The sequence below is a fragment of the Cronobacter turicensis genome, from assembly GCF_041222865.1.
Lineage (GTDB): Bacteria > Pseudomonadota > Gammaproteobacteria > Enterobacterales > Enterobacteriaceae > Cronobacter > Cronobacter turicensis.
Genome location: NZ_CP165997.1, coordinates 4,118,897 through 4,141,043, shown reverse-complemented (window position 1 = coordinate 4,141,043; position 22,147 = coordinate 4,118,897). Strand labels below are relative to the sequence as shown.

At 57.7% G+C, this 22,147-nt stretch carries 18 protein-coding genes; 14 read left to right on the top strand and 4 right to left on the bottom strand.

Annotated features, from left to right (window positions below):
- Positions 1 to 31 precede the first annotated feature (31 nt).
- Positions 32 to 1,882 (top strand): dihydroxy-acid dehydratase, encoded by a 1,851-nt coding sequence (ilvD, locus tag AB8W27_RS19740; RefSeq protein WP_012814874.1) that lies wholly within the window; start codon positions 32 to 34, stop codon positions 1,880 to 1,882.
- A 2-nt stretch (positions 1,883 to 1,884) separates the two neighbouring features.
- Entirely contained in the window at positions 1,885 to 3,426 is a 1,542-nt protein-coding gene (gene ilvA, locus AB8W27_RS19735) for a threonine ammonia-lyase, biosynthetic (protein ID WP_012814875.1), read from the top strand.
- Here the strand turns inward: ilvA and ilvY are convergent.
- Positions 3,423 to 4,316: an HTH-type transcriptional activator IlvY gene (gene ilvY, locus AB8W27_RS19730; RefSeq protein WP_012814876.1), complete on the bottom strand. Its 894-nt coding sequence runs from the start codon at positions 4,314 to 4,316 to the stop codon at positions 3,423 to 3,425. The genes ilvA and ilvY overlap by 4 nt on opposite strands.
- Before the next feature lie 262 nt (positions 4,317 to 4,578).
- On the opposite strand from ilvY, the gene ilvC reads away from it, so the two are divergent.
- Positions 4,579 to 6,054, top strand: coding sequence for a ketol-acid reductoisomerase (ilvC, locus tag AB8W27_RS19725; RefSeq protein WP_012814877.1), 1,476 nt, complete (start codon positions 4,579 to 4,581; stop codon positions 6,052 to 6,054).
- Between the two features lie 161 nt (positions 6,055 to 6,215).
- Here the strand turns inward: ilvC and ppiC are convergent, their stop codons facing one another.
- A complete protein-coding gene (gene ppiC / locus AB8W27_RS19720; protein WP_001140255.1) occupies positions 6,216 to 6,497 on the bottom strand; it encodes a peptidylprolyl isomerase PpiC in 282 nt (93 codons plus the stop codon).
- 118 nt (positions 6,498 to 6,615) lie between these two features.
- On the opposite strand from ppiC, the gene rep reads away from it, so the two are divergent.
- Positions 6,616 to 8,637 carry a DNA helicase Rep gene (gene rep, locus AB8W27_RS19715; protein WP_012814879.1) on the top strand — a complete coding sequence of 674 codons (2,022 nt, stop codon included), beginning with the start codon at positions 6,616 to 6,618 and terminating at the stop codon, positions 8,635 to 8,637.
- A 65-nt stretch (positions 8,638 to 8,702) separates the two neighbouring features.
- Here rep and gppA read toward each other — a convergent pair whose 3' ends face one another.
- Both gppA and rhlB read right to left on the bottom strand, forming a co-directional pair.
- Positions 8,703 to 10,187: a guanosine-5'-triphosphate,3'-diphosphate diphosphatase gene (gene gppA / locus AB8W27_RS19710; protein ID WP_041923073.1), complete on the bottom strand. Its 1,485-nt coding sequence runs from the start codon at positions 10,185 to 10,187 to the stop codon at positions 8,703 to 8,705.
- Positions 10,188 to 10,192: 5 nt separating this feature from the next.
- Positions 10,193 to 11,458, bottom strand: coding sequence for an ATP-dependent RNA helicase RhlB (gene rhlB, locus AB8W27_RS19705; RefSeq protein ID WP_012814881.1), 1,266 nt, complete (start codon positions 11,456 to 11,458; stop codon positions 10,193 to 10,195).
- A gap of 117 nt (positions 11,459 to 11,575) precedes the next feature.
- Between rhlB and trxA the strand changes: the two genes are divergently transcribed.
- The 10 genes from trxA to rffA all read left to right on the top strand — a co-directional run bounded on the left by trxA (position 11,576) and on the right by rffA (position 22,146).
- Positions 11,576 to 11,905 (top strand): thioredoxin TrxA, encoded by a 330-nt coding sequence (gene trxA, locus AB8W27_RS19700; protein ID WP_004386384.1) that lies wholly within the window; start codon positions 11,576 to 11,578, stop codon positions 11,903 to 11,905.
- A 355-nt stretch (positions 11,906 to 12,260) separates the two neighbouring features.
- Entirely contained in the window at positions 12,261 to 13,520 is a 1,260-nt protein-coding gene (gene rho, locus AB8W27_RS19695) for a transcription termination factor Rho (RefSeq protein WP_004386383.1), read from the top strand.
- 250 nt (positions 13,521 to 13,770) lie between these two features.
- Positions 13,771 to 14,871 (top strand): UDP-N-acetylglucosamine--undecaprenyl-phosphate N-acetylglucosaminephosphotransferase, encoded by a 1,101-nt coding sequence (gene wecA / locus AB8W27_RS19690; RefSeq protein ID WP_007766338.1) that lies wholly within the window; start codon positions 13,771 to 13,773, stop codon positions 14,869 to 14,871.
- 17 nt (positions 14,872 to 14,888) lie between these two features.
- Positions 14,889 to 15,938: an ECA polysaccharide chain length modulation protein gene (gene wzzE / locus AB8W27_RS19685; protein ID WP_032807042.1), complete on the top strand. Its 1,050-nt coding sequence runs from the start codon at positions 14,889 to 14,891 to the stop codon at positions 15,936 to 15,938.
- 57 nt (positions 15,939 to 15,995) lie between these two features.
- Entirely contained in the window at positions 15,996 to 17,126 is a 1,131-nt protein-coding gene (gene wecB, locus AB8W27_RS19680; RefSeq protein ID WP_041923074.1) for a non-hydrolyzing UDP-N-acetylglucosamine 2-epimerase, read from the top strand.
- Positions 17,123 to 18,385, top strand: coding sequence for a UDP-N-acetyl-D-mannosamine dehydrogenase (gene wecC, locus AB8W27_RS19675; RefSeq protein WP_012814884.1), 1,263 nt, complete (start codon positions 17,123 to 17,125; stop codon positions 18,383 to 18,385). The genes wecB and wecC overlap by 4 nt, the downstream gene beginning before the upstream one ends.
- Positions 18,382 to 19,449 (top strand): dTDP-glucose 4,6-dehydratase, encoded by a 1,068-nt coding sequence (rffG, locus tag AB8W27_RS19670; RefSeq protein WP_041923075.1) that lies wholly within the window; start codon positions 18,382 to 18,384, stop codon positions 19,447 to 19,449. The genes wecC and rffG overlap by 4 nt, the downstream gene beginning before the upstream one ends.
- Before the next feature lie 18 nt (positions 19,450 to 19,467).
- Positions 19,468 to 20,349, top strand: a complete 882-nt coding sequence (gene rfbA / locus AB8W27_RS19665) for a glucose-1-phosphate thymidylyltransferase RfbA (RefSeq protein ID WP_012814886.1) — start codon at positions 19,468 to 19,470, stop codon at positions 20,347 to 20,349.
- Positions 20,327 to 21,010, top strand: a complete 684-nt coding sequence (gene rffC / locus AB8W27_RS19660; RefSeq protein ID WP_012814887.1) for a dTDP-4-amino-4,6-dideoxy-D-galactose acyltransferase — start codon at positions 20,327 to 20,329, stop codon at positions 21,008 to 21,010. Before rfbA ends, rffC begins: the two co-directional genes overlap by 23 nt.
- Before the next feature lie 5 nt (positions 21,011 to 21,015).
- The gene (gene rffA / locus AB8W27_RS19655; RefSeq protein ID WP_041923076.1) at positions 21,016 to 22,146 is read left to right on the top strand and encodes a dTDP-4-amino-4,6-dideoxygalactose transaminase; all 1,131 of its coding nucleotides are present in this window, start codon (positions 21,016 to 21,018) and stop codon (positions 22,144 to 22,146) included.
- The last annotated feature ends 1 nt before the right edge of the window (position 22,147 follow it).

The window sequence follows — 22,147 nt, the reverse complement described above, 5'->3', positions numbered from 1 at the left end:
CCGGCTTTTGTAGAGACTGGAGTGAAAAAGCATGCCTAAGTACCGTTCTGCCACCACCACGCACGGCCGCAATATGGCGGGCGCCCGCGCCTTATGGCGCGCCACGGGAATGACCGATGCCGATTTCGGCAAGCCAATTATCGCGGTTGTAAACTCCTTTACTCAGTTTGTGCCGGGCCATGTGCATCTGCGCGATCTGGGCAAACTGGTTGCGGAGCAAATCGAGGCAGCTGGCGGCGTGGCGAAAGAGTTCAACACCATCGCGGTGGATGACGGCATCGCCATGGGGCACGGCGGTATGCTCTATTCACTGCCGTCTCGCGAGCTTATTGCTGACTCCGTAGAGTACATGGTGAACGCCCACTGTGCGGACGCCATGGTTTGTATCTCGAACTGCGACAAAATCACCCCCGGGATGCTGATGGCTTCCCTGCGTCTGAACATCCCGGTGATTTTCGTCTCCGGCGGTCCGATGGAAGCCGGTAAAACTAAACTTTCCGATCAGATAATCAAGCTCGATCTGGTCGATGCGATGATTCAGGGCGCGAACCCGCACATCAGCGACGAGCAGAGCGACCAGGTAGAACGCTCCGCCTGCCCAACCTGCGGCTCCTGCTCCGGCATGTTCACCGCCAACTCCATGAACTGTCTGACCGAGGCGCTGGGCCTGTCGCAGCCGGGCAATGGCTCGCTGCTGGCGACCCACGCTGACCGTAAAGATCTCTTCATCAATGCGGGCAAACGCATCGTTTCGCTCACTAAACGCTATTACGAGCAGGATGACGCCAGCGTATTGCCGCGCAATATCGCGAACAAAGCGGCGTTTGAAAACGCCATGACGCTCGACATCGCGATGGGCGGCTCTACCAATACCGTCCTGCATCTGCTCGCCGCGGCGCAGGAAGCGGAAATCGACTTCACGATGAGCGATATCGACCGCCTTTCCCGCAAAGTACCGCAGCTGTGCAAAGTTGCGCCAAGCACCCAGAAATACCATATGGAAGATGTTCACCGCGCGGGCGGGGTTATCGGCATTCTCGGAGAACTGGATCGCGCAGGTCTTCTGAACCGCGACGTGAATAACGTACTGGGGCTGACGCTGCCGCAGACGCTTGAACAGTACGACGTCACGCTCACCCAGGATAATGCGGTGAAAGAGATGTACCGCGCAGGGCCTGCCGGTATTCGCACCACGCAGGCGTTTTCGCAATCCTGCCGCTGGGACTCGCTGGACGATGACCGTCAGGAGGGCTGCATCCGCTCGCTGGAACATGCCTACAGCCAGGACGGTGGTCTTGCGGTGCTGTATGGCAACTTCGCAGAAAACGGCTGCATCGTAAAAACGGCGGGCGTCGACGAAGGCAGTCTGGTTTTCCGCGGCCCTGCGAAAGTCTATGAAAGCCAGGACGACGCGGTAGAAGCGATCCTCGGCGGTAAAGTCGTCGCGGGCGATGTGGTGGTGATCCGCTACGAAGGGCCGAAGGGCGGTCCGGGTATGCAGGAGATGCTCTATCCGACCAGCTTCCTGAAATCGATGGGCCTCGGTAAAGCCTGCGCGCTTATCACCGATGGCCGTTTCTCGGGGGGGACTTCCGGGCTTTCCATCGGTCATGTCTCGCCGGAAGCCGCCAGCGGCGGCAACATCGCACTGATTGAAGACGGCGATATGATAGCGATTGATATCCCGAACCGTGGCATCCAGCTCGAAGTGAGCGATCAAGAACTTGCCGCGCGTCGTGAAGCGCAGGACGCCCGCGGTGCTGACGCCTGGACGCCGCGTAACCGTGAACGTCAGGTTTCCTTCGCGCTGCGTGCTTACGCAAGCCTCGCCACCAGCGCCGATAAAGGCGCCGTGCGCGATAAATCGAAGCTGGGAGGCTGATAATGGCCGAGTCGCAACCCTTTTCTGCCGCCCCTTGCGGGGCGGAATATCTGCGCGCCGTGCTGCGCTCTCCGGTTTATGAAGTGGCGCAGGTTACGCCGCTTCAAAAGATGGAAAAACTGTCGGCACGGCTGAATAACGTGGTGCTGGTAAAGCGCGAAGACCGCCAGCCGGTGCACAGCTTTAAGCTGCGCGGCGCTTACGCCATGATGGCGCATCTCACCGATGAGCAGAAAGCGCGCGGCGTCATTACCGCCTCTGCGGGCAACCATGCGCAAGGCGTGGCGCTCTCGGCATCACGGCTGGGTATTAAATCGCTCATTGTCATGCCGGTCACCACGGCGGATATCAAAGTGGATGCGGTACGCGGCTTTGGCGGTGAAGTGCTTCTGCATGGCGCGAACTTCGATGAGGCGAAAGCTCATGCGATTTCGCTCTCTCAGCAGGGATTTACTTACGTGCCGCCGTTCGATCATCCGGCTGTTATCGCCGGGCAGGGAACGCTGGCGCTGGAGCTGCTCCAGCAGGATGCGCATATCGATCGCGTATTTGTACCGGTCGGTGGCGGCGGTCTGGCGGCGGGTGTCGCGGTGTTGATCAAACAACTGATGCCGCAGATCAAAGTGATCGCCGTCGAAGCCGCCGACTCCGCCTGTCTGAAAGCGGCGCTGGAGGCCGGGCATCCTGTCGATTTGCCGCGCGTCGGGCTGTTTGCGGAAGGCGTGGCGGTAAAACGTATCGGCGATGAGACATTCCGAGTCTGTCAGGAGTATCTCGACGACATCATCACCGTAGACAGTGACGCTATCTGCGCGGCGATGAAAGATCTGTTTGAAGATGTCCGCGCCGTGGCGGAGCCTTCCGGCGCGTTGGCGCTGGCGGGCATGAAAAAGTACGTCGCGCAGCATGATATTCGCGGCGAGCGTCTGGCCCATGTGCTCTCTGGCGCCAACGTGAATTTCCACGGGCTGCGTTACGTCTCGGAACGCTGCGAGCTGGGCGAACAGCGCGAGGCGCTGCTGGCGGTGACGATCCCGGAAGAGAAAGGCAGTTTTCTTAAGTTCTGCCAGTTGCTGGGCGGACGTGCGGTCACGGAGTTTAACTACCGCTTCGCCGATGCTAAAGACGCCTGCATTTTCGTTGGCGTGCGGCTCAGCCGGGGGCTGGAAGAGCGGCATGAAATTATCGCGCAGTTAACCGGCGATGGTTATGGCGTGGTGGATCTCTCCGATGACGAAATGGCGAAGCTGCATGTGCGCTATATGGTCGGCGGGCGCCCTTCGCGGCCGTTGCGTGAGCGACTGTACAGCTTTGAATTTCCGGAGGCGCCGGGTGCGCTGCTGCGTTTTCTGCATACGCTCGGCACGCACTGGAACATTTCGCTGTTCCATTACCGCAGCCATGGCACCGACTACGGACGCGTGCTGGCGGCCTTTGAACTCAGCGAACATGAGCCGGATTTCGAAACCCGGCTTAATGAGCTTGGCTACGAGTGCCATGACGAAACCGGCAACCCGGCGTTTCGGTTCTTTCTCGCAGGTTAACGGTAGCCCGGCAGGAGTTTCCAGAAGGCTTCAACAAGCGGCTCATGCAGCCGCTTTTTTTGTGCGCAGACGCCAAGCTCGAACGGCGTTTTTTCATCGCTGCGCTCAAGTATCAGCACGCGGTTGCGCACCGGCTCCGGGCTATTTTCCAGCACCACTTCCGGTATCAGCGCCACGCCGCAGCCCAGCGCCACCATCGACACCATCGCTTCATGTCCGGCGACCGTCGCGTAAATAAACGGATTACTGATTTTATGGCGGCGAAACCAGAGTTCGATACGCCGCCGCACCGGGCCTTGATCCGGCATGATAAACGGCACCTGGGCCCAGTCCGGCTCCGGTGCGGAAACCTGCGCGCGCACCGGGCAAGGCAGGGCAGGCGCTATCAGCACCACGCTGAGGTTTTCCAGCATCGAAAACGCGACCGCGGCAGGCAGGGCTTGCGGCTTACCTGCGATGGCAATATCGGCCTCGCCGGAATTGACCTTTTCCACAGCGTCAGCGGCGTCACCCGTTGTCAGCTTAATTTCTACCGAAGGGTGTTCGGCGCGAAAGCGATCCAGGATTGGCGGAAGATGGCTGTATGCCGCTGTCACCGAGCAAAACAGATGCAGCTCGCCTGACAGTGTCGGCCCCTGCTGGTCGATAGCGTGACGCAACTGCTGATATTGCAGCAGCGTCTGTTGCGCGAACTGGCGCAGCGCTTCGCCCGCTTCGGTCAGCGTGACGGCGCGGTTATCGCGAATAAACAGCGGCTGGGCCAGATCCTCTTCCAGCCGCTGGATCTGGCGCGACAGCGTCGAAGGGCTGACATGCATAGCTCGTGCGCTGCGGCCAAAATGTCGGCTTTCCGCGAGGTGCAGGAACATTTTCAGATCGCGTAGATCCATGGAGGCGACTCCCTGAGATGGCGTTGCGGAAAACGCAACGTGATGTTGTCAATATATCAATTTCCGCAACGAATTTCCTGTCATATAGTGGTCTTAACCGGTTTCAGGTTACCGGTGTGCCGGCTTTCTCTGACCAGGCTCGCAACCCTGGCGCCCAGGGCTCGCGAAAACGCCGTCTTCCTGTAACCTGAAATCTGTACCGTCGCTTTTGACGACGCAATAAACCGAACAATAAGACAATACAACATCACGAGGTATCACCATGGCTAACTACTTCAATACTTTGAATTTGCGTCAGCAACTGGCGCAACTGGGTAAATGCCGCTTCATGGCGCGCGACGAATTCGCCGACGGGGCAGGCTACCTCAAAGGTAAAAAAGTAGTCATCGTGGGGTGCGGTGCGCAGGGCCTCAACCAGGGTCTGAACATGCGTGATTCCGGGCTGGACGTTTCCTATGCCCTGCGTAAAGAGGCTATCGCCGAGAAGCGTGCTTCCTGGCGCAAGGCGACAGAAAACGGTTTTCAGGTAGGTACTTATGAAGAGCTGATCCCGCAGGCGGATCTGGTGGTTAACCTGACGCCGGACAAACAGCACTCTGACGTTGTACGCGCTGTGCAGCCGCTGATGAAAGACGGCGCGGCGCTGGGCTATTCCCATGGTTTTAACATCGTTGAAGTGGGCGAGCAGATCCGTAAAGACATCACCGTGGTGATGGTGGCGCCGAAGTGTCCGGGTACTGAAGTCCGTGAAGAGTACAAACGTGGTTTCGGCGTGCCGACGCTTATCGCGGTACACCCGGAAAACGATCCGAAAGGCGAAGGCATGGCTATCGCAAAAGCGTGGGCGGCGGCAACCGGTGGTCACCGCGCGGGCGTGCTGGAATCGTCTTTCGTTGCGGAAGTGAAATCTGACCTGATGGGCGAGCAGACTATTCTGTGCGGTATGTTACAGGCTGGCTCTCTGCTGTGCTTCGACAAGCTGGTGGAAGAGGGTACCGACCCGGCTTATGCAGAAAAACTGATCCAGTTCGGCTGGGAAACTATCACGGAAGCGCTGAAGCAGGGCGGCATCACGCTGATGATGGATCGCCTCTCCAACCCGGCGAAACTGCGCGCTTACGCGCTCTCCGAACAGCTGAAAACGATTATGGCGCCGCTGTTCCAGAAACATATGGACGACATCATTTCCGGCGAATTCTCTTCCGGCATGATGGCGGACTGGGCGAATGACGATAAGAAATTGCTGACCTGGCGCGAAGAGACCGGCAAAACCGCGTTTGAAAACGCGCCGCAGTTCGAAGGCAAAATCAGCGAACAGGAGTATTTCGATAAAGGCGTGCTGATGATCGCGATGGTGAAAGCAGGCGTTGAACTGGCGTTCGAAACCATGGTGGCTGCTGGCATCATCGAAGAGTCTGCTTACTATGAGTCTCTGCATGAGCTGCCGCTTATTGCCAACACCATTGCCCGTAAGCGTCTGTACGAAATGAACGTGGTTATCTCGGATACCGCGGAATATGGCAACTACCTGTTTGCCAATGCAGCCGTGCCGCTGCTGAAAGACTTTATGACCAAACTGCAGCCGGGCGATCTGGGTAAAGCCGTAGAAGGCACCGCAGTGGATAACGCGCAACTGCGTGACGTTAACGATGCGATTCGCAGCCACGAGATCGAAAAAGTGGGGCATAAACTGCGCGGTTATATGACCGACATGAAGCGTATCGCGGTTGCTGATTAATCCGCATTGTTAAAAGGTGGGTGCCTTCCACTTACCCACCCTACGACGGGTGACCGCCCTTTTATAGGGCGGGTAAGCAACGCGCACCCGCCGTGAAGCGATGACACGTTTTTCGCAATCAACGCCAGAAAAAAGGCCTTCTCATGGAGAAGGCCTTTTTATCAGTTACGGTACAGCACTTTAATGATGTGGTAGCCAAACTGCGTATGCAGCGGGCCGGTCGGCTCCAGCACCGGGCAGGAGAACACCACTTTATCGAAAGCCGGCACCATCTGGCCCTGGCGGAATTCCCCTAAATGACCGCCTTTTTTGCCTGACGGGCAAATAGAGTGCTTTTTGGCCAGCTTTTCGAAATCGCCGCCGTTCTTAATTTGCTCCAGCAGATCCAGTGCCAGTTTTTCTTCTTTAACAAGGATATGCAGTGCTGCTGCTGTTTTTGCCATGATCGTGCCTTGAGTGGGGTTGATAACGCTGGCTATACTACCACGCGTTTTTCTCCCTTCGTACTCTCGTACCTGCTGTGGGGAGCCGCCTTCTCCTCTGACTTTCACTGAGTAATTTATGCGTCTGAACCCCGCCCAACAACAAGCCGTCGAATTCGTCACTGGTCCTTGCCTGGTGCTGGCGGGTGCTGGCTCCGGTAAAACCCGCGTCATTACCAACAAAATCGCGCACCTGATCCGCGGCTGCGGCTACCAGGCGCGTCATATCGCGGCGGTCACCTTTACCAACAAAGCCGCGCGTGAGATGAAAGAGCGTGTAGCCCAGACGATGGGGCGCAAAGAGGCGCGCGGGCTGATGATTTCGACCTTCCACACGCTGGGCCTGGAAATTATCAAGCGCGAGTACGTGGCGCTGGGCATGAAATCCAATTTTTCGCTGTTTGACGATACCGATCAGATGGCGCTTATCAAAGAGCTGACCGAAGGGTTAGTGGAAAACGATAAAGTGCTGTTACAACAGCTGATTTCCACTATCTCGAACTGGAAAAACGATCTGCTGAGCCCGCCGCAGGCCGCCGCCCGTGCTATCGGCGAGCGTGAGCGCATTTTCGCGCACTGCTACAGCCTGTACGACGCGCATCTGAAAGCCTGTAACGTGCTCGATTTCGACGATCTGATCCTGCTGCCGACGCTGTTATTGCAGCGTAATGAAGAGGTACGGGAGCGCTGGCAGAATCGCATTCGCTACCTGCTGGTGGATGAATATCAGGACACCAACACCAGCCAGTATGAGCTGGTGAAACTGCTGGTGGGCAGCCGCGCGCGCTTTACGGTGGTGGGCGACGATGACCAGTCGATCTACTCCTGGCGCGGCGCGCGTCCGCAGAACCTGGTGCTGCTAAGTCAGGATTTTCCGGCGCTTCAGGTGATTAAACTCGAGCAGAACTACCGCTCCTCAGGGCGTATTCTCAAAGCGGCTAACATTCTCATCGCCAATAACCCGCACGTTTTTGAGAAAAAACTCTTTTCCGAGCTGGGTTACGGCCCCGAGCTGAAAGTCCTTACTGCGAACCATGAAGATCACGAGGCGGAGCGCGTTACCGGCGAGCTTATCGCGCATCATTTTATCAATAAAACCCAGTATAAGGATTACGCCATCCTGTATCGCGGCAATCATCAGTCGCGGGTGTTTGAAAAGATGCTGATGCAAAACCGCATCCCGTATCGTATTTCCGGCGGTACGTCGTTCTTCTCTCGCCCGGAAATCAAAGATTTGCTGGCTTACCTGCGCGTGCTGACTAACCCGGGCGACGACAGCGCTTTTCTGCGCATCGTGAATACGCCGAAGCGTGAAATCGGCCCGGCAACGCTGCAAAAGCTCGGCGAGTGGGCGAATCAGCGTAATAAAAGCTTATTCACGGCCAGTTTTGATATGGGGCTTGCCCAGACGCTGAGCGGGCGCGGGTATGAATCGCTGACGCGCTTCACCAGTTGGCTTCAGGACGTGGCAGTACTCTCTGAGCGTGAACCGGTGGCGGCGGTACGCGATCTTATTCGCGGCATCGATTATGAAGCCTGGCTGTTTGAAACCTCGCCCAGCCCGAAAGCGGCGGAAATGCGCATGAAGAACGTCAACCAGCTCTTTAGCTGGATGACGGAAATGCTCGAAGGCACCGATCTCGACGAGCCGATGACGCTAACGCAGGTTGTCACGCGCTTTACGCTGCGCGACATGATGGAGCGCGGCGAAAGCGATGAAGAGCTCGATCAGGTACAGCTCATGACCCTGCACGCTTCGAAAGGGCTGGAGTTCCCCTATGTGTTCCTGGTCGGTATGGAAGAGGGGCTGTTGCCGCACCAGAGCAGCATCGATGAAGACAATATCGATGAAGAACGGCGTCTCGCCTATGTGGGCATCACGCGCGCGCAGAAAGAGCTGACCTTTACGCTGTGCAAAGAGCGCCGTCAGTATGGCGAGCTGGTGCGCCCCGAGCCGAGCCGCTTTCTGCTGGAACTCCCGCAGGACGATCTACACTGGGAGACCGAGCGTAAAGTGGTCACGCCGCAGGAGCGGATGCAAAAAGGCCAGGCGAATGTAGCGAATATCAAAGCCATGCTGGCGAAGGCGCGCGGCGGGTGACACCGCGGGCATTGTGCCGATAATAAAAAACCGCCCCTGGAGGCGGTTTTTTTATACGCTGAGCGTTATTGCACATCGAGCTGCCAGTGCACGTAGCTTTGCCAGAGCTGCTCCTGCCCTAACATTTCCGCCCCCAGCGGGTGAATGGAAAACCAGTCCTGCGGGAGCGTGGCCGTGAGCGTTTCATTGCGCGCGGTGAGGGTGACCTCAGGCAGCATATCGTCGCGCCGACGGCTGGCGAAGATAATCGCCAGACGCAACAGCCGACAAAGCCGTTCGGCCACGCGCAGCGGGACGGCGTTTTGCTGTTGCAGCGCAGAGAGATCGACCGTGCCGGTCTGGTTCAGCAGCAGCGTCGCCAGCAGCTTTTTCTGCGCGGGCGTAAAGCCCGGCAAATCCAGATTATTCACCAGATAAGCGGCGTGCTGGGGCGCGCGTTTGAAATCGACCGCCAGACCCACTTCATGCAGCAGGCTGGCGCTGTGCAGCAGCGCACGGCTGAGATCGTCAAGCGCCCATTCGCGCTCCACGCTGACGGCAAACCGTTCCGCGAGCTGCGCCACGCGCCCGGCCTGGGCAATATCCACCATAAAACGCCGCTGAATGTTTTTCAGCGTGCGGTTGCGAATATCCTGATCCACCGCCAGATGCAGCATGCCGTACACCAGCCCTTCGCGCAGCGCGCCGCCGGCAAGCGTCATGCATTCGATCTCAAGCTCGCTGAAAATGGCGATAAGAATGGCGAGCCCGCTCGGGAAAACCAGCGCGCGCTCCAGCGTCAGGCCCTCGATCTCAAGCTCCTCAAGACGACCGCAGTGGATAGCGCGCGCCTTGAGTTGCTGGAGTTTCGCAAGCGTGATGCGCTCGTCCATGCCCTGCGCCATCATGATTTCCTGCAGCGCCTGTACGGTGCCGGAGGCCCCGACGCAGATCTTCCAGCCCTGGCCGCGCAGCTGCGCGATAACCGGTTGCAGGATGTCGCGGGCGGCCTGTTCGGCGCTGGCGAAATGCTCCTGCGTCAGACTGCGGTCGGTAAAGAAGCGCTCAAGGAAGGTCACGCAGCCCATTGGCAGGCTAAAAAGCGAGGTTGCCCGCGCGCCGGTGCCGGTCACAAGCTCCGTACTGGCGCCGCCGATATCGACAACCAGACGCCTGTCGGCGCCGCCGGTGGTGTGCGCCACGCCCTGATAAATCAGGCGCGCTTCTTCTTCACCGGCAATGACCTGAACCGGGCAACCAAGAATTTCCTGGGCGCGGGCGACGAAAATATCGGCATTGGTGGCAAGGCGCAGCGTCGCGGTGGCGACCACGCGGATTTGCGATGGGGGAATATCCTGAAGGCGTTCCGCGAACAGGCGCAGGCATTGCCAGCCGCGCTCCATGGCGTCCGCCGAGAGGGCATTGTCGGCGCCGAGGCCCGCCGCGAGGCGGACCTTGCGTTTCACACGCGTGAGCGTCTGAATGCTCCCGGCCACCTCACGTACCACCAGCATATGAAAGCTGTTCGAACCGAGGTCGATTGCCGCATACAGTGAGGAGGTGCCGGGCATAGCGTTTATCCTGTACGACGACGGTTACGCGGCGCGCCGGAACGACGCGGGCCATTGCCGGTACGCGGACGCGACAGGCGCTTCGGCGGCGGCAGTTCGCTTAACAGCGCATCCGGGTTGTATTTACTTACCGGAATGGAGTGGCCGATATAGGTTTCAATCGCCGGCAGGTTCAGGGCGTACTCTTCACAGGCGAGGCTGATGGAGTGGCCGCTGGCGCCCGCACGACCGGTACGGCCAATGCGATGCACATAGTCTTCGCAGTCATCCGGCAGATCGTAGTTGAAGACGTGCGTTACGGCAGGAATATGCAGGCCGCGCGCCGCGACATCCGTTGCGACCAGAATATCGATATCGCCGCGGGTGAATTCATCCAGAATACGCAGGCGTTTTTTCTGCGCCACATCGCCCGTCAACAGGCCAACGCGATGACCGTCTGCCGCCAGATGGCCCCAGATGTCTTCGCAACGGTGTTTGGTATTGGCGAAAATAATGGCGCGATCCGGCCACTCTTCTTCAATCAGCGTCTGGAGCAGGCGCATTTTCTCTTCGTTAGACGGATAGAAAAGCTCTTCTTGAATACGGTGGCCCGTTTTCTGCTCCGGCTCAACTTCGACATATTCCGCGTTGTTCATCTGCTCGAACGCCAGTTCGCGCACACGGTAAGAGAGTGTAGCGGAAAACAGCATATTGAGACGCTGCGCGGCGGCTGGCATACGGCGGAACAGCCAGCGGATATCTTTGATAAAGCCCAGATCGTACATACGATCGGCTTCGTCGAGCACCACGACCTGAATCGCGCCCAGGTTGACGTGGTTTTGTTTGGTGTAATCGATAAGACGGCCGGTGGTGCCGATCAGAATATCGACGCCGCTTTCCAGCACTTTGAGTTGTTTGTCGTAGCCGTCGCCGCCGTAGGCGAGACCCAGCTTAAGACCGGTGGCTTTAGCCAGCGGCTCTGCGTCGGAGTGAATCTGCACCGCCAGTTCGCGGGTCGGCGCCATAATCAGGGCGCGCGGTTGATTCACCTGGCGATCTTCCGCCGCAGGGTGAGAGAGTAAATAGTGAAACGTTGACGTTAAAAACGCCATCGTTTTGCCGGTACCGGTTTGCGCCTGCCCTGCAACGTCACGGCCCGCGAGCGTTAACGGGAGTGCCAGAGCCTGGATAGGGGTGCAGTTATAAAACCCTTTTTTCTCAAGGGCTTGAACTACAACAGGGTGCAGGGCGAAGTCGGAAAACTTCTGTTCAGTCAAGTGTGTTTTGCTCATAGTGTGGTAGAATATCAGCTAACTATTGCTTTACGAAAGCGTATCCGGTGAAATAAAGTCAACCTTATGTTGGTTAATGCTACACCAACATGACAGGCCTAATCTTTGGAGTAAAACATGAGCGATAAAATTATTCACCTGACTGACGACAGTTTCGACACGGATGTACTTAAAGCGGACGGGTTGACGCTGGTTGATTTCTGGGCAGAATGGTGTGGTCCGTGCAAGATGATCGCCCCTATCCTTGATGAAATCGCTGATGAATATCAGGGCAAACTGACGGTTGCCAAGCTGAACATCGACCAGAACCCGGGCACGGCGCCGAAATACGGCATCCGCGGCATCCCGACTCTGCTGCTGTTCAAAAACGGTGAAGTAGCGGCGACCAAAGTGGGTGCGCTGTCTAAAGGCCAACTGAAAGAGTTCCTCGACGCCAACCTGGCGTAATGGTTCCCCGCCGGGGCGATCACGGTTCCTAAATACTCAGGACCGCTGGACGCCCGGCTTCAGTCATGCTAACTTAATTTTTGACTTCAATTTAAACTTACCTTTTAGTTTGAATCTTGTAATACCCGACGCTTCCCGCCCGTGACAATGTCAATACCGAGACCGGTAGGCGAGAAGAGCATTAACTCCGGGACTTATCACTCATTCCGTCTTGTCGTTTCAGTTCTGCGTTCCTTACCTGCAACCAGGCAACGAACAGACATGAGATGAAGCCCGTTAACAGGCATGGATGACCCTGCCATACCATTCACAACATTACGTTCGAGATTTACCCCGAGTTTAAGAACCCACCACTATGAATCTTACCGAATTAAAGAATACGCCGGTTTCTGAGCTGATTACTCTCGGCGAAAATATGGGACTGGAAAACCTGGCCCGCATGCGCAAACAGGATATTATTTTCGCCATCCTGAAACAGCATGCGAAGAGTGGCGAAGATATCTTTGGCGACGGTGTGCTGGAGATATTGCAGGATGGCTTCGGCTTCCTCCGTTCTGCAGACAGCTCCTACCTCGCCGGTCCCGACGACATCTACGTTTCTCCCAGCCAAATCCGCCGTTTCAACCTCCGTACAGGGGATACCATCTCCGGTAAGATTCGTCCGCCGAAAGAAGGCGAGCGCTACTTCGCGCTGTTGAAAGTGAACGAAGTCAACTTCGATAAACCGGAAAACGCACGTAATAAGATCCTGTTCGAAAACTTAACGCCGCTGCACGCCAACTCTCGTCTGCGCATGGAGCGCGGCAACGGGTCGACCGAAGATTTGACGGCGCGCGTACTGGATCTGGCATCCCCGATCGGCCGCGGTCAGCGTGGTCTTATCGTGGCGCCGCCGAAAGCGGGTAAAACCATGCTGCTGCAGAACATCGCGCAGAGCATCGCCTATAACCATCCGGATTGCGTCCTGATGGTACTGCTCATCGACGAACGTCCGGAAGAAGTAACCGAGATGCAGCGTCTGGTGAAAGGCGAAGTGGTTGCGTCCACGTTTGACGAACCGGCTTCCCGCCACGTTCAGGTCGCCGAGATGGTTATCGAGAAGGCCAAGCGCCTGGTCGAGCACAAAAAAGACGTTATCATTCTGCTCGACTCCATCACCCGTCTGGCGCGCGCTTACAACACCGTCGTGCCGGCCTCCGGCAAAGTACTGACCGGTGGTGTGGACGCGAACGCCTTGCATCGTCCGAAGCGTTTCTTCGGTGCGGCGCGTAACGTGGAAGAGGGCGGCAGCCTGACCATCATTGCGACTGCTCTGATTGATACCGGCTCGAAAATGGATGAAGTTATCTACGAAGAGTTTAAAGGCACCGGTAACATGGAACTGCACCTCTCTCGTAAGATCGCGGAAAAACGCGTCTTCCCGGCTATCGATTACAACCGTTCCGGTACCCGTAAAGAAGAGCTGCTGACGACTCAGGAAGAACTGCAGAAAATGTGGATCCTGCGTAAAATTATTCACCCGATGGGTGAGATCGACGCGATGGAATTCCTCATTAATAAACTGGCGATGACCAAAACTAACGACGAATTCTTCGACATGATGAAACGTTCGTAGTTAGCGGGAACTCGGGGAACGCCACGTCACGACGTGGCGTTTTTCTTTGTTGCTCTATACGATAGGCAGCAGGCGCGATCTTTACAGGATTTACAGTAAAGGCGCGTCAGTTTTGAGCTGGTCTGAGCTATGTTTATCTTACTGAATAATAATTAGTCTGTTCAGGGATGAGGGGCGGAGGAGTGCTTAGAAAGCCTGACTGCCGCAGTTATACTTCCTCCGGACTTAACGTTTGCAGAGAGCGCACACTGTGAATTTAGTTACCGTTGGTACTGAGCTAATCAGTATTTTTTTATTCACATTTGTTTTTCTTTTTTTTGCACGAAAGCTGGGCAAAAGAGTTGGTCTGGTCGATAAACCCAACTTCCGTAAGCGCCATCAGGGGCTTATCCCGCTCGTGGGCGGCATCTCCGTCTACGCAGGCATCTGCTTTACCTTTTTCATTGCGGACTACTACATTCCTCATGCGGCGTTATACCTGGCGAGCGCCGGGGTGCTGGTGTTTGTCGGCGCGCTGGATGACCGTTATGACATCAGCGTGAAAATCCGCGCCGTTATCCAGGCCGTTATCGGCGTGGTGATGATGACGGTAGGCGGGCTCTATCTGCGAAGCCTCGGGTATATTTTCGGCTCATGGGAGATGGTGCTGGGGCCGTTTGGGTATTTCCTGACGCTGTTTGCCGTCTGGGCGGCAATTAACGCTTTCAACATGGTCGACGGCATCGACGGTCTGCTGGGCGGGCTCTCGTGCGTCTCTTTCGCCGCCATCGGGATGATCCTGTGGTTCGACGGACAGACCAGCCTGTCAATGTGGTGCTTCGCCATGATAGCCGCCATCCTTCCTTATATCCTGCTCAATCTCGGCGCCTTCGGGCGGCGCTATAAAGTCTTTATGGGCGATGCGGGCAGTACGCTTATCGGTTTTACCGTTATCTGGATCCTGCTGGAAACCACGCAGGGGAAAACGCATCCGATAAGCCCGGTGACCGCGCTCTGGATCATCGCGATTCCTCTGATGGACATGATAGCCATCATGTACCGCCGCCTGCGTAAAGGTATGAGTCCGTTTTCACCGGACCGCCAGCACATTCATCATCTGATCATGCGCGCCGGTTTTACTTCTCGTCAGGCGTTTGTCCTGATTACGCTCGCCGCCGCGCTGTTGGCCGGTATTGGCGTGGCATCGGAATATGCGGCCCATATTATCCCTGAGTGGGTAATGTTGGCATTATTCTTGCTAGCATTTTTCTTCTACGGCTACTGTATCAAACGGGCATGGAAAGTGGCGCGCTTTATCAAACGCGTTAAGCGTCGCATTAAGCGCGGAAGCAACAAGCCCACCGCTAATTAAAGAAAAACGGGGACGTGATGAATCAAAAAGTGCCGGGCACTCCGCCAGGAGTGGCAGATAATGAGCTGGATATTCGTGGTCTGTTCCGAACGCTGTGGGCAGGGAAATTCTGGATAGTCGGCATGGCCGTGCTGTTTGCGCTGGTCGCGCTCACTTACACGTTCTTCGCGCGCCAGGAGTGGAGCGCGATGGCCATCACCGACCGACCCACCGTCAACATGTTGGGCGGCTACTACTCGCAGCAGCAGTTCCTGCGCAACCTGGATGCGAAAGCCAACCTGGTGCCGGCGGATCAGCCCTCGGTGATGGACGATGCTTATAAAGAATTCATCATGCAGCTCTCCGCCTGGGATACCCGCCGCGATTTCTGGTTGCAGACGGACTATTACAAACAGCGTCAGGTCGGCAACAGCAAAGCGGACGCTGCGCTGCTTGATGAGTTTATCGACAATATTCAGTTCACCGCAGGCGACGTGACCCGCAATCAAAACGATAATATTCGGTTGATCGCGGAAACCGCGCCGGACGCCAATAACCTGTTGCGTCAGTACATCGCGTTCGCCAGCCAGCGGGCCGCCAGCCATCTCAACGATGAGCTGAAAGGCGCCTGGGCGGCGCGCACCGTGCAGATGAAAGCGCAGGTGAAGCGTCAGGAAGCCGTCGCGAAATCCATTTTCGATCGTCGCGTGCACAACGTTCAACAGGCGTTGCAGGTGGCGGAACAACACAACATTTCTCGCAGCGAAACGGACGTCCCCGCAGATGAGCTGCCGGATTCTGAACTGTTCATGCTGGGTCGCCCGCTGTTGCAGGCGCGTCTGGAAAATCTCCAGGCGGTAGGGCCGACCTATGACATCGACTACGACCAGAACCGGGCGATGCTGGCGACGCTGAACGTGGGGCCGACGCTGGACCCGCGCTTTCAGACCTATCGCTATCTGCGCACGCCGGAAGAGCCGGTTAAACGCGACAGCCCACGTCGCGCGTTCCTGATGATCATGTGGGGAGCCGTTGGGGCGTTGACTGGCGCTGGCGTGGCTCTGGTCCGCCGCCGTCGCACCGCATAAGCACGCGTCCTGGATGAAGGCGCGCGTCGCCTTCATCGTCAACTGAAGAGAATCGTTGTGAGAGTACTAACCGTTTTTGGCACGCGACCAGAAGCCATCAAAATGGCGCCGCTGGTTCATGCGCTGGCACAGGATCCCGCGTTCGATACCCGGGTTTGCGTCACGGCTCAGCATCGCGAGATGCTGGATCAGGTGCTGCATCTTTTTTCCATTGTGCCGGACTACGACCTGAACATCATGAAGCCCGGACAGGGGCTCACCGAGATCACCTGTCGCATTCTGGAAGGGCTGAAACCGATTCTGACCGAATTCCGCCCGGATGTGGTGCTGGTGCATGGTGATACTACCACCACCATCGCCACCAGCCTGGCCGCGTTTTATCAGCGCATTCCGGTCGGTCACGTTGAGGCGGGGCTGCGCACCGGCGATCTCTACTCGCCGTGGCCGGAAGAGGCCAACCGCACGCTCACCGGTCATCTGGCCATGTACCACTTTGCGCCTACCGAACTGTCGCGCCAGAATCTGCTGCGTGAAAACATCCCTGAAGCGCGGATCTTCGTTACCGGCAACACGGTTATCGATGCGCTGATCGCCGTACGCGACCGCGTAATGGCGGATGAATCGCTGCGCCTGCGCCTTGAAACGCAATACCCGTTCCTGGACGGCGACAAGAAAATGATTCTGGTCACGGGCCATCGTCGCGAAAGTTTCGGTGAAGGATTCGAACAGATCTGCCGCGCGCTGGCGGATATCGCCGCGCAAAACCGCGATGTACAGATTGTCTATCCGGTCCACCTCAACCCCAATGTCACCGAGCCGGTAAACCGTATTCTGGGCCACGTCGAAAACGTCGTGTTGATCGAGCCGCAAGAGTACCTGCCGTTTGTCTGGCTGATGAATCACGCCTGGCTTATCCTGACCGACTCCGGCGGCATCCAGGAAGAGGCGCCGTCGCTGGGTAAACCGGTGCTGGTCATGCGAGAAACCACCGAGCGGCCGGAAGCGGTCGAAGCGGGCACGGTGCGTCTGGTGGGCACGGACACGCAGCGTATCGTCGCCGAAGTGACGCGCCTGTTGAACGACGAGGCGGCGTACCAGGCCATGAGCCACGCCCATAACCCTTATGGCGACGGCCAGGCATGCGAACGGATATTACATGCACTTAAAAATAATCGGGTATCACTATGAGTTTTAAAACCATTTCGGTGATTGGTCTGGGTTATATCGGTTTACCCACCGCGGCGGCCTTTGCGTCGCGAGAAAAACAGGTCATCGGCATCGACATCAATCAGCATGCGGTCGATACCATTAACCGGGGTGAAATTCATATTGTCGAGCCGGAGCTCGATAACGTTGTGAAAACCGCCGTGGAAGGCGGTTTCCTGCGCGCCAGCACTCAGCCTGTCGAAGCGGACGCGTATCTGATTGCCGTTCCTACGCCGTTCAAGGGCGATCACGAGCCGGATATGGCCTACGTACAGGCGGCGGCGGAGTCTGTCGCGCCGGTGCTGCGTAAAGGCGCGCTGGTCATTCTGGAATCCACATCGCCGGTCGGCGCGACTGAACAGATGGCCCAGTGGCTCGCGGCGCTGCGTCCGGATCTCAGCTTCCCGCAACAGGCGGGCGAGGCGGCGGATATTAATATCGCCTACTGCCCGGAGCGCGTGCTGCCAGGCCAGGTGATGGTCGAGCTGATTAAAAACGATCGCGTGATTGGCGGCATGACGTCGGTCTGCTCGGCGCGCGCCAGCGAGCTGTATAAAATCTTCCTGGAAGGCGAGTGTGTGGTGACCAACTCCCGCACCGCCGAGATGTGCAAACTCACCGAAAACAGCTTCCGCGATGTGAACATTGCGTTCGCCAACGAGCTGTCGCTCATTTGCGCCGATCAGGGCATTAATGTATGGGAGCTGATTCGCCTCGCGAACCGCCACCCGCGCGTAAATATTCTGCAACCGGGCCCTGGCGTCGGCGGCCACTGCATTGCGGTCGATCCGTGGTTTATTGTGGCGCAAAACCCGCAGCAGGCGCGTCTTATCCGCACCGCGCGCGAAGTGAACGACCACAAACCGCACTGGGTTATCCAGCAGGTGAAAAGCACGCTGGCCGACTGCCTTGCCGCAACCAACCGTCGCGCGAGCGAGGTGAAAATCGCCTGCTTTGGTCTGGCGTTTAAACCGAATATCGACGATTTACGCGAAAGCCCGGCGATGGAAATCGCTGAGCTTATCGCCGACTGGCACAGCGGCGAAACGCTGGTTGTCGAGCCCAATATCCATACGCTGCCGGCACGCCTTGAAGGCAAGTGCCGTCTGAGCTCGCTCGACGACGCGCTGGCGCAAGCCGACGTGCTGGTGATGCTGGTTGATCATCAGCAGTTCAAAGCCATTGACGGCTCGACGCTCAACCACGCCTGGGTCGTCGACACCAAAGGAGTCTGGCGATGAAACGCTTTCTGGTTACGGGCGGCGCCGGGTTTATCGGCTCCGCCGTTGTCAGACACCTCATCCAGAACACCGACCACGCCGTGCTGGTGCTCGATAAGCTGACCTACGCCGGGAACCTGGCGTCGCTGGCGCCGGTCGCGCAGGATTCACGCTTTGCTTTTGAACAGGTGGATATCTGCGACGCGCAGAGCCTTGACCGTCTGTTCACGCAGTTTAAGCCGGATGTCGTGATGCATCTGGCGGCGGAAAGCCATGTCGACCGCTCTATCGACGGCCCGGCGGCGTTTATCGAAACGAATATCGTCGGCACCTATACGCTTTTAGAGGCCGCGCGCCGCTACTGGAGCGAGCTGGCTGATGCTGAAAAAACAGCGTTTCGCTTTCACCATATCTCGACTGACGAAGTGTATGGCGATCTGCATGGTCTTGATGATTTCTTTACGGAAACCACGCCGTATGCGCCAAGCAGCCCGTACTCCGCGTCCAAAGCGGGCAGCGACCATCTGGTTCGCGCCTGGCGGCGCACCTATGGCCTGCCGACCCTCGTGACCAACTGCTCCAACAACTACGGGCCGTACCACTTCCCGGAGAAACTGATCCCGCTGACCATCCTTAACGCGCTGGCGGGTAAACCACTGCCGGTGTATGGCAATGGCCAGCAGATCCGCGACTGGCTGTATGTGGAAGACCACGCGCGCGCGCTCTGCCTGGTGGCGACCGAAGGCGTGGTGGGCGAAACCTACAACATCGGCGGCCATAACGAGCAGAAAAACCTCGACGTGGTGAAAACCATCTGCGCGCTGCTGGAAGAACTGGCGCCGCAAAAACCGGCGGGCGTGGATCAGTACAGTTCGCTTATTACGTTCGTCCAGGACCGTCCCGGCCACGATCTGCGCTACGCCATCGACGCCAGCAAAATCGAGCGCGAACTCGGCTGGCGCCCGCAGGAAACCTTTGAAAGCGGAATGCGTAAAACGGTGCAGTGGTATCTCGACAACGAGACCTGGTGGAAGCAGGTTCAGGACGGCAGCTATCAGGGCCAGCGTCTGGGGCTTGCGCGTTAAACACGACGGGAGACCGGTATGAAAGGCATTATTCTGGCGGGCGGCTCTGGCAGCCGCCTTCATCCTATTACTCGCGGCGTTTCCAAACAGCTTCTGCCCATCTACGACAAGCCGATGATCTACTATCCGCTGTCTGTATTGATGCTGGCGGGGATCCGCGAAGTGCTCATCATCACTACGCCTGAAGACCAGATCTATTTCCAGCGCCTGCTGGGTGATGGTTCCGCTTTTGGCATTTCGCTGGAGTACGCCGTGCAACCGAGTCCGGATGGCCTCGCGCAAGCGTTCATTATTGGCGAGCATTTTCTTGCGGGCGGTCCTTCCTGTCTGGTGCTGGGCGATAATATTTTCTTCGGGCAGGGATTTAGCCCGAAACTGCGCCATGTGGCGGCACGTACCGAAGGCGCAACGGTGTTCGGCTATCAGGTTATGGATCCTGAGCGCTTCGGCGTGGTCGAGTTTGACAACGATTTCCGCGCCATTTCTATTGAAGAAAAACCGACGCATCCGAAATCCCGCTGGGCCGTTACCGGGCTTTATTTCTACGACAGTAACGTAGTGGAGTACGCGAAGCAGGTTAAGCCCTCCAGCCGCGGCGAGCTTGAGATTACCTCCATTAATCAGATGTACATGGAGGCAGGCAAACTTAATGTCGAGTTGCTGGGCCGTGGTTTCGCCTGGCTTGATACTGGCACACATGACAGCTTGATTGAGGCCAGCACTTTCGTGCAGACCGTCGAAAAACGTCAGGGCTTTAAAATCGCATGTCTGGAAGAGATTGCCTGGCGCAACGGCTGGCTTAATGACGACGACGTCCGACGCGTCGCGCAGCAGCTTGCCAAAACCGGCTACGGCCAGTATTTGCTGGAGCTGCTCCGTGCACGTCCACGCCAGTATTGAGCCTCTTGAGTGGGAGAGCCGGTTTTTCGGCATCGACAGCGCGATTGTCCGTTTCTCCGATACCGCACCGGCGTTAGACGTGGCGCAATTAGACGCCTGGTCGCGCGTGCAGGCGAAAGTGCCCGCCGCGCGCGGCGATCTGCTGGATGGTCTGGCGCAGCTCGGCTTCCGGCTGGTCGAGGGCGACGTCGATTTCGCGCTGGCGCTGACGCCTGACGCGCCAGCGCGCGACGCGCAGATAACTTCCGCCACGTCCGACGATATTCCGCTGCTGCGCGACGCGGCGGCGGAGGCCTTCGCCATGAGCCGGTTTCGCGCGCCCTGGTATGCGCCTGACGCCAGCGGACGGTTTTACGCACAGTGGGTTGAAAACGCGGTAAAAGGCGCGTTCGACCACGAATGTCTTATCCTGCGCACGCCGCAGGGGGCGCTTCGCGGTTTCGTCACGCTGCGCGCGCTGAACGAACAAGAAGCCCGCATCGGCCTGCTGGCCGGTCGCGGCGCCGGAGAAGCCCTGATGCAGGCGGCGCGCCAGTGGTGCGTCACGCGCGGGCTTTACACCTTGCGGGTAGCGACGCAGGCGGGCAACCGCGCCGCGCTGCGCCGCTATATTGCCAGCGGCGGCAACATTGAAAGCACCGCTTATTGGTTATACAGGTAACTATCATGATCCCATTTAACGCACCGCCCGTGGTTGGCACGGAAATCGACTATATGCAGTCTGCGATGAGCAGCGGCAAGCTGTGCGGCGACGGCGGTTTTACCCGCCGCTGCCAGCAGTGGATGGAGCATCGTTTCGGCAGCCCGAAAGTGTTGCTGACGCCGTCCTGCACCGCGTCGCTGGAGATGGCGGCGCTGCTGCTGAACATCCAGCCGGGCGATGAAGTGATCATGCCGAGCTTTACGTTTGTCTCCACCGCTAACGCCTTTGTGCTGCGCGGCGCGAGAATCGTCTTCGTGGATGTCCGCCCGGACACTATGAATATCGACGAAACGCGGATCGAAGCGGCCGTCACCGACAAGACGCGCGCCATTGTGCCGGTGCATTACGCGGGCGTGGCCTGCGAGATGGACGTCATCATGGCGATTGCTGAAAAGCATCAGCTCTATGTGGTGGAAGACGCCGCGCAGGGCGTGATGTCGACGTATAAAGGCCGGGCGCTTGGCACCATCGGTCATATCGGCTGCTTTAGCTTCCATGAAACCAAAAACTACACCGCAGGCGGCGAAGGCGGCGCGACGCTGATTAACGATCCGGCGCTGATTGATCGCGCAGAAATCATTCGCGAAAAAGGCACTAACCGCAGCCAGTTTTTCCGCGGTCAGGTGGATAAATATACCTGGCGCGATATCGGCTCCAGCTATCTGATGTCTGATTTGCAGGCGGCTTACCTCTGGGCGCAGCTGGAAGCGGCAGACCGTATTAACCAGCAGCGCCTGACGCTGTGGCAGACTTATTACGACGCGCTTGCGCCGCTGGCGCGCGCCGGGCGCATCACGCTGCCGTCGATCCCTGACACCTGCCGCCACAATGCGCATATGTTTTACATCAAGCTTCGCGATATTGACGATCGCAGCAAGCTTATCGCCTACCTCAAAGAGGCGGAGATTCTGGCGGTGTTCCACTACATTCCGCTGCACGGCTGTCCGGCGGGTGAAAAATTCGGCGAGTTCCACGGCGAAGACCGCTTCACTACCACTGAGAGCGAACGCCTGCTGCGCCTGCCGCTGTTCTTTAACCTCGCGCCGGTCAATCAGCGCACGGTGATCAATACGCTACTGAGCTATTTCGGCTGAT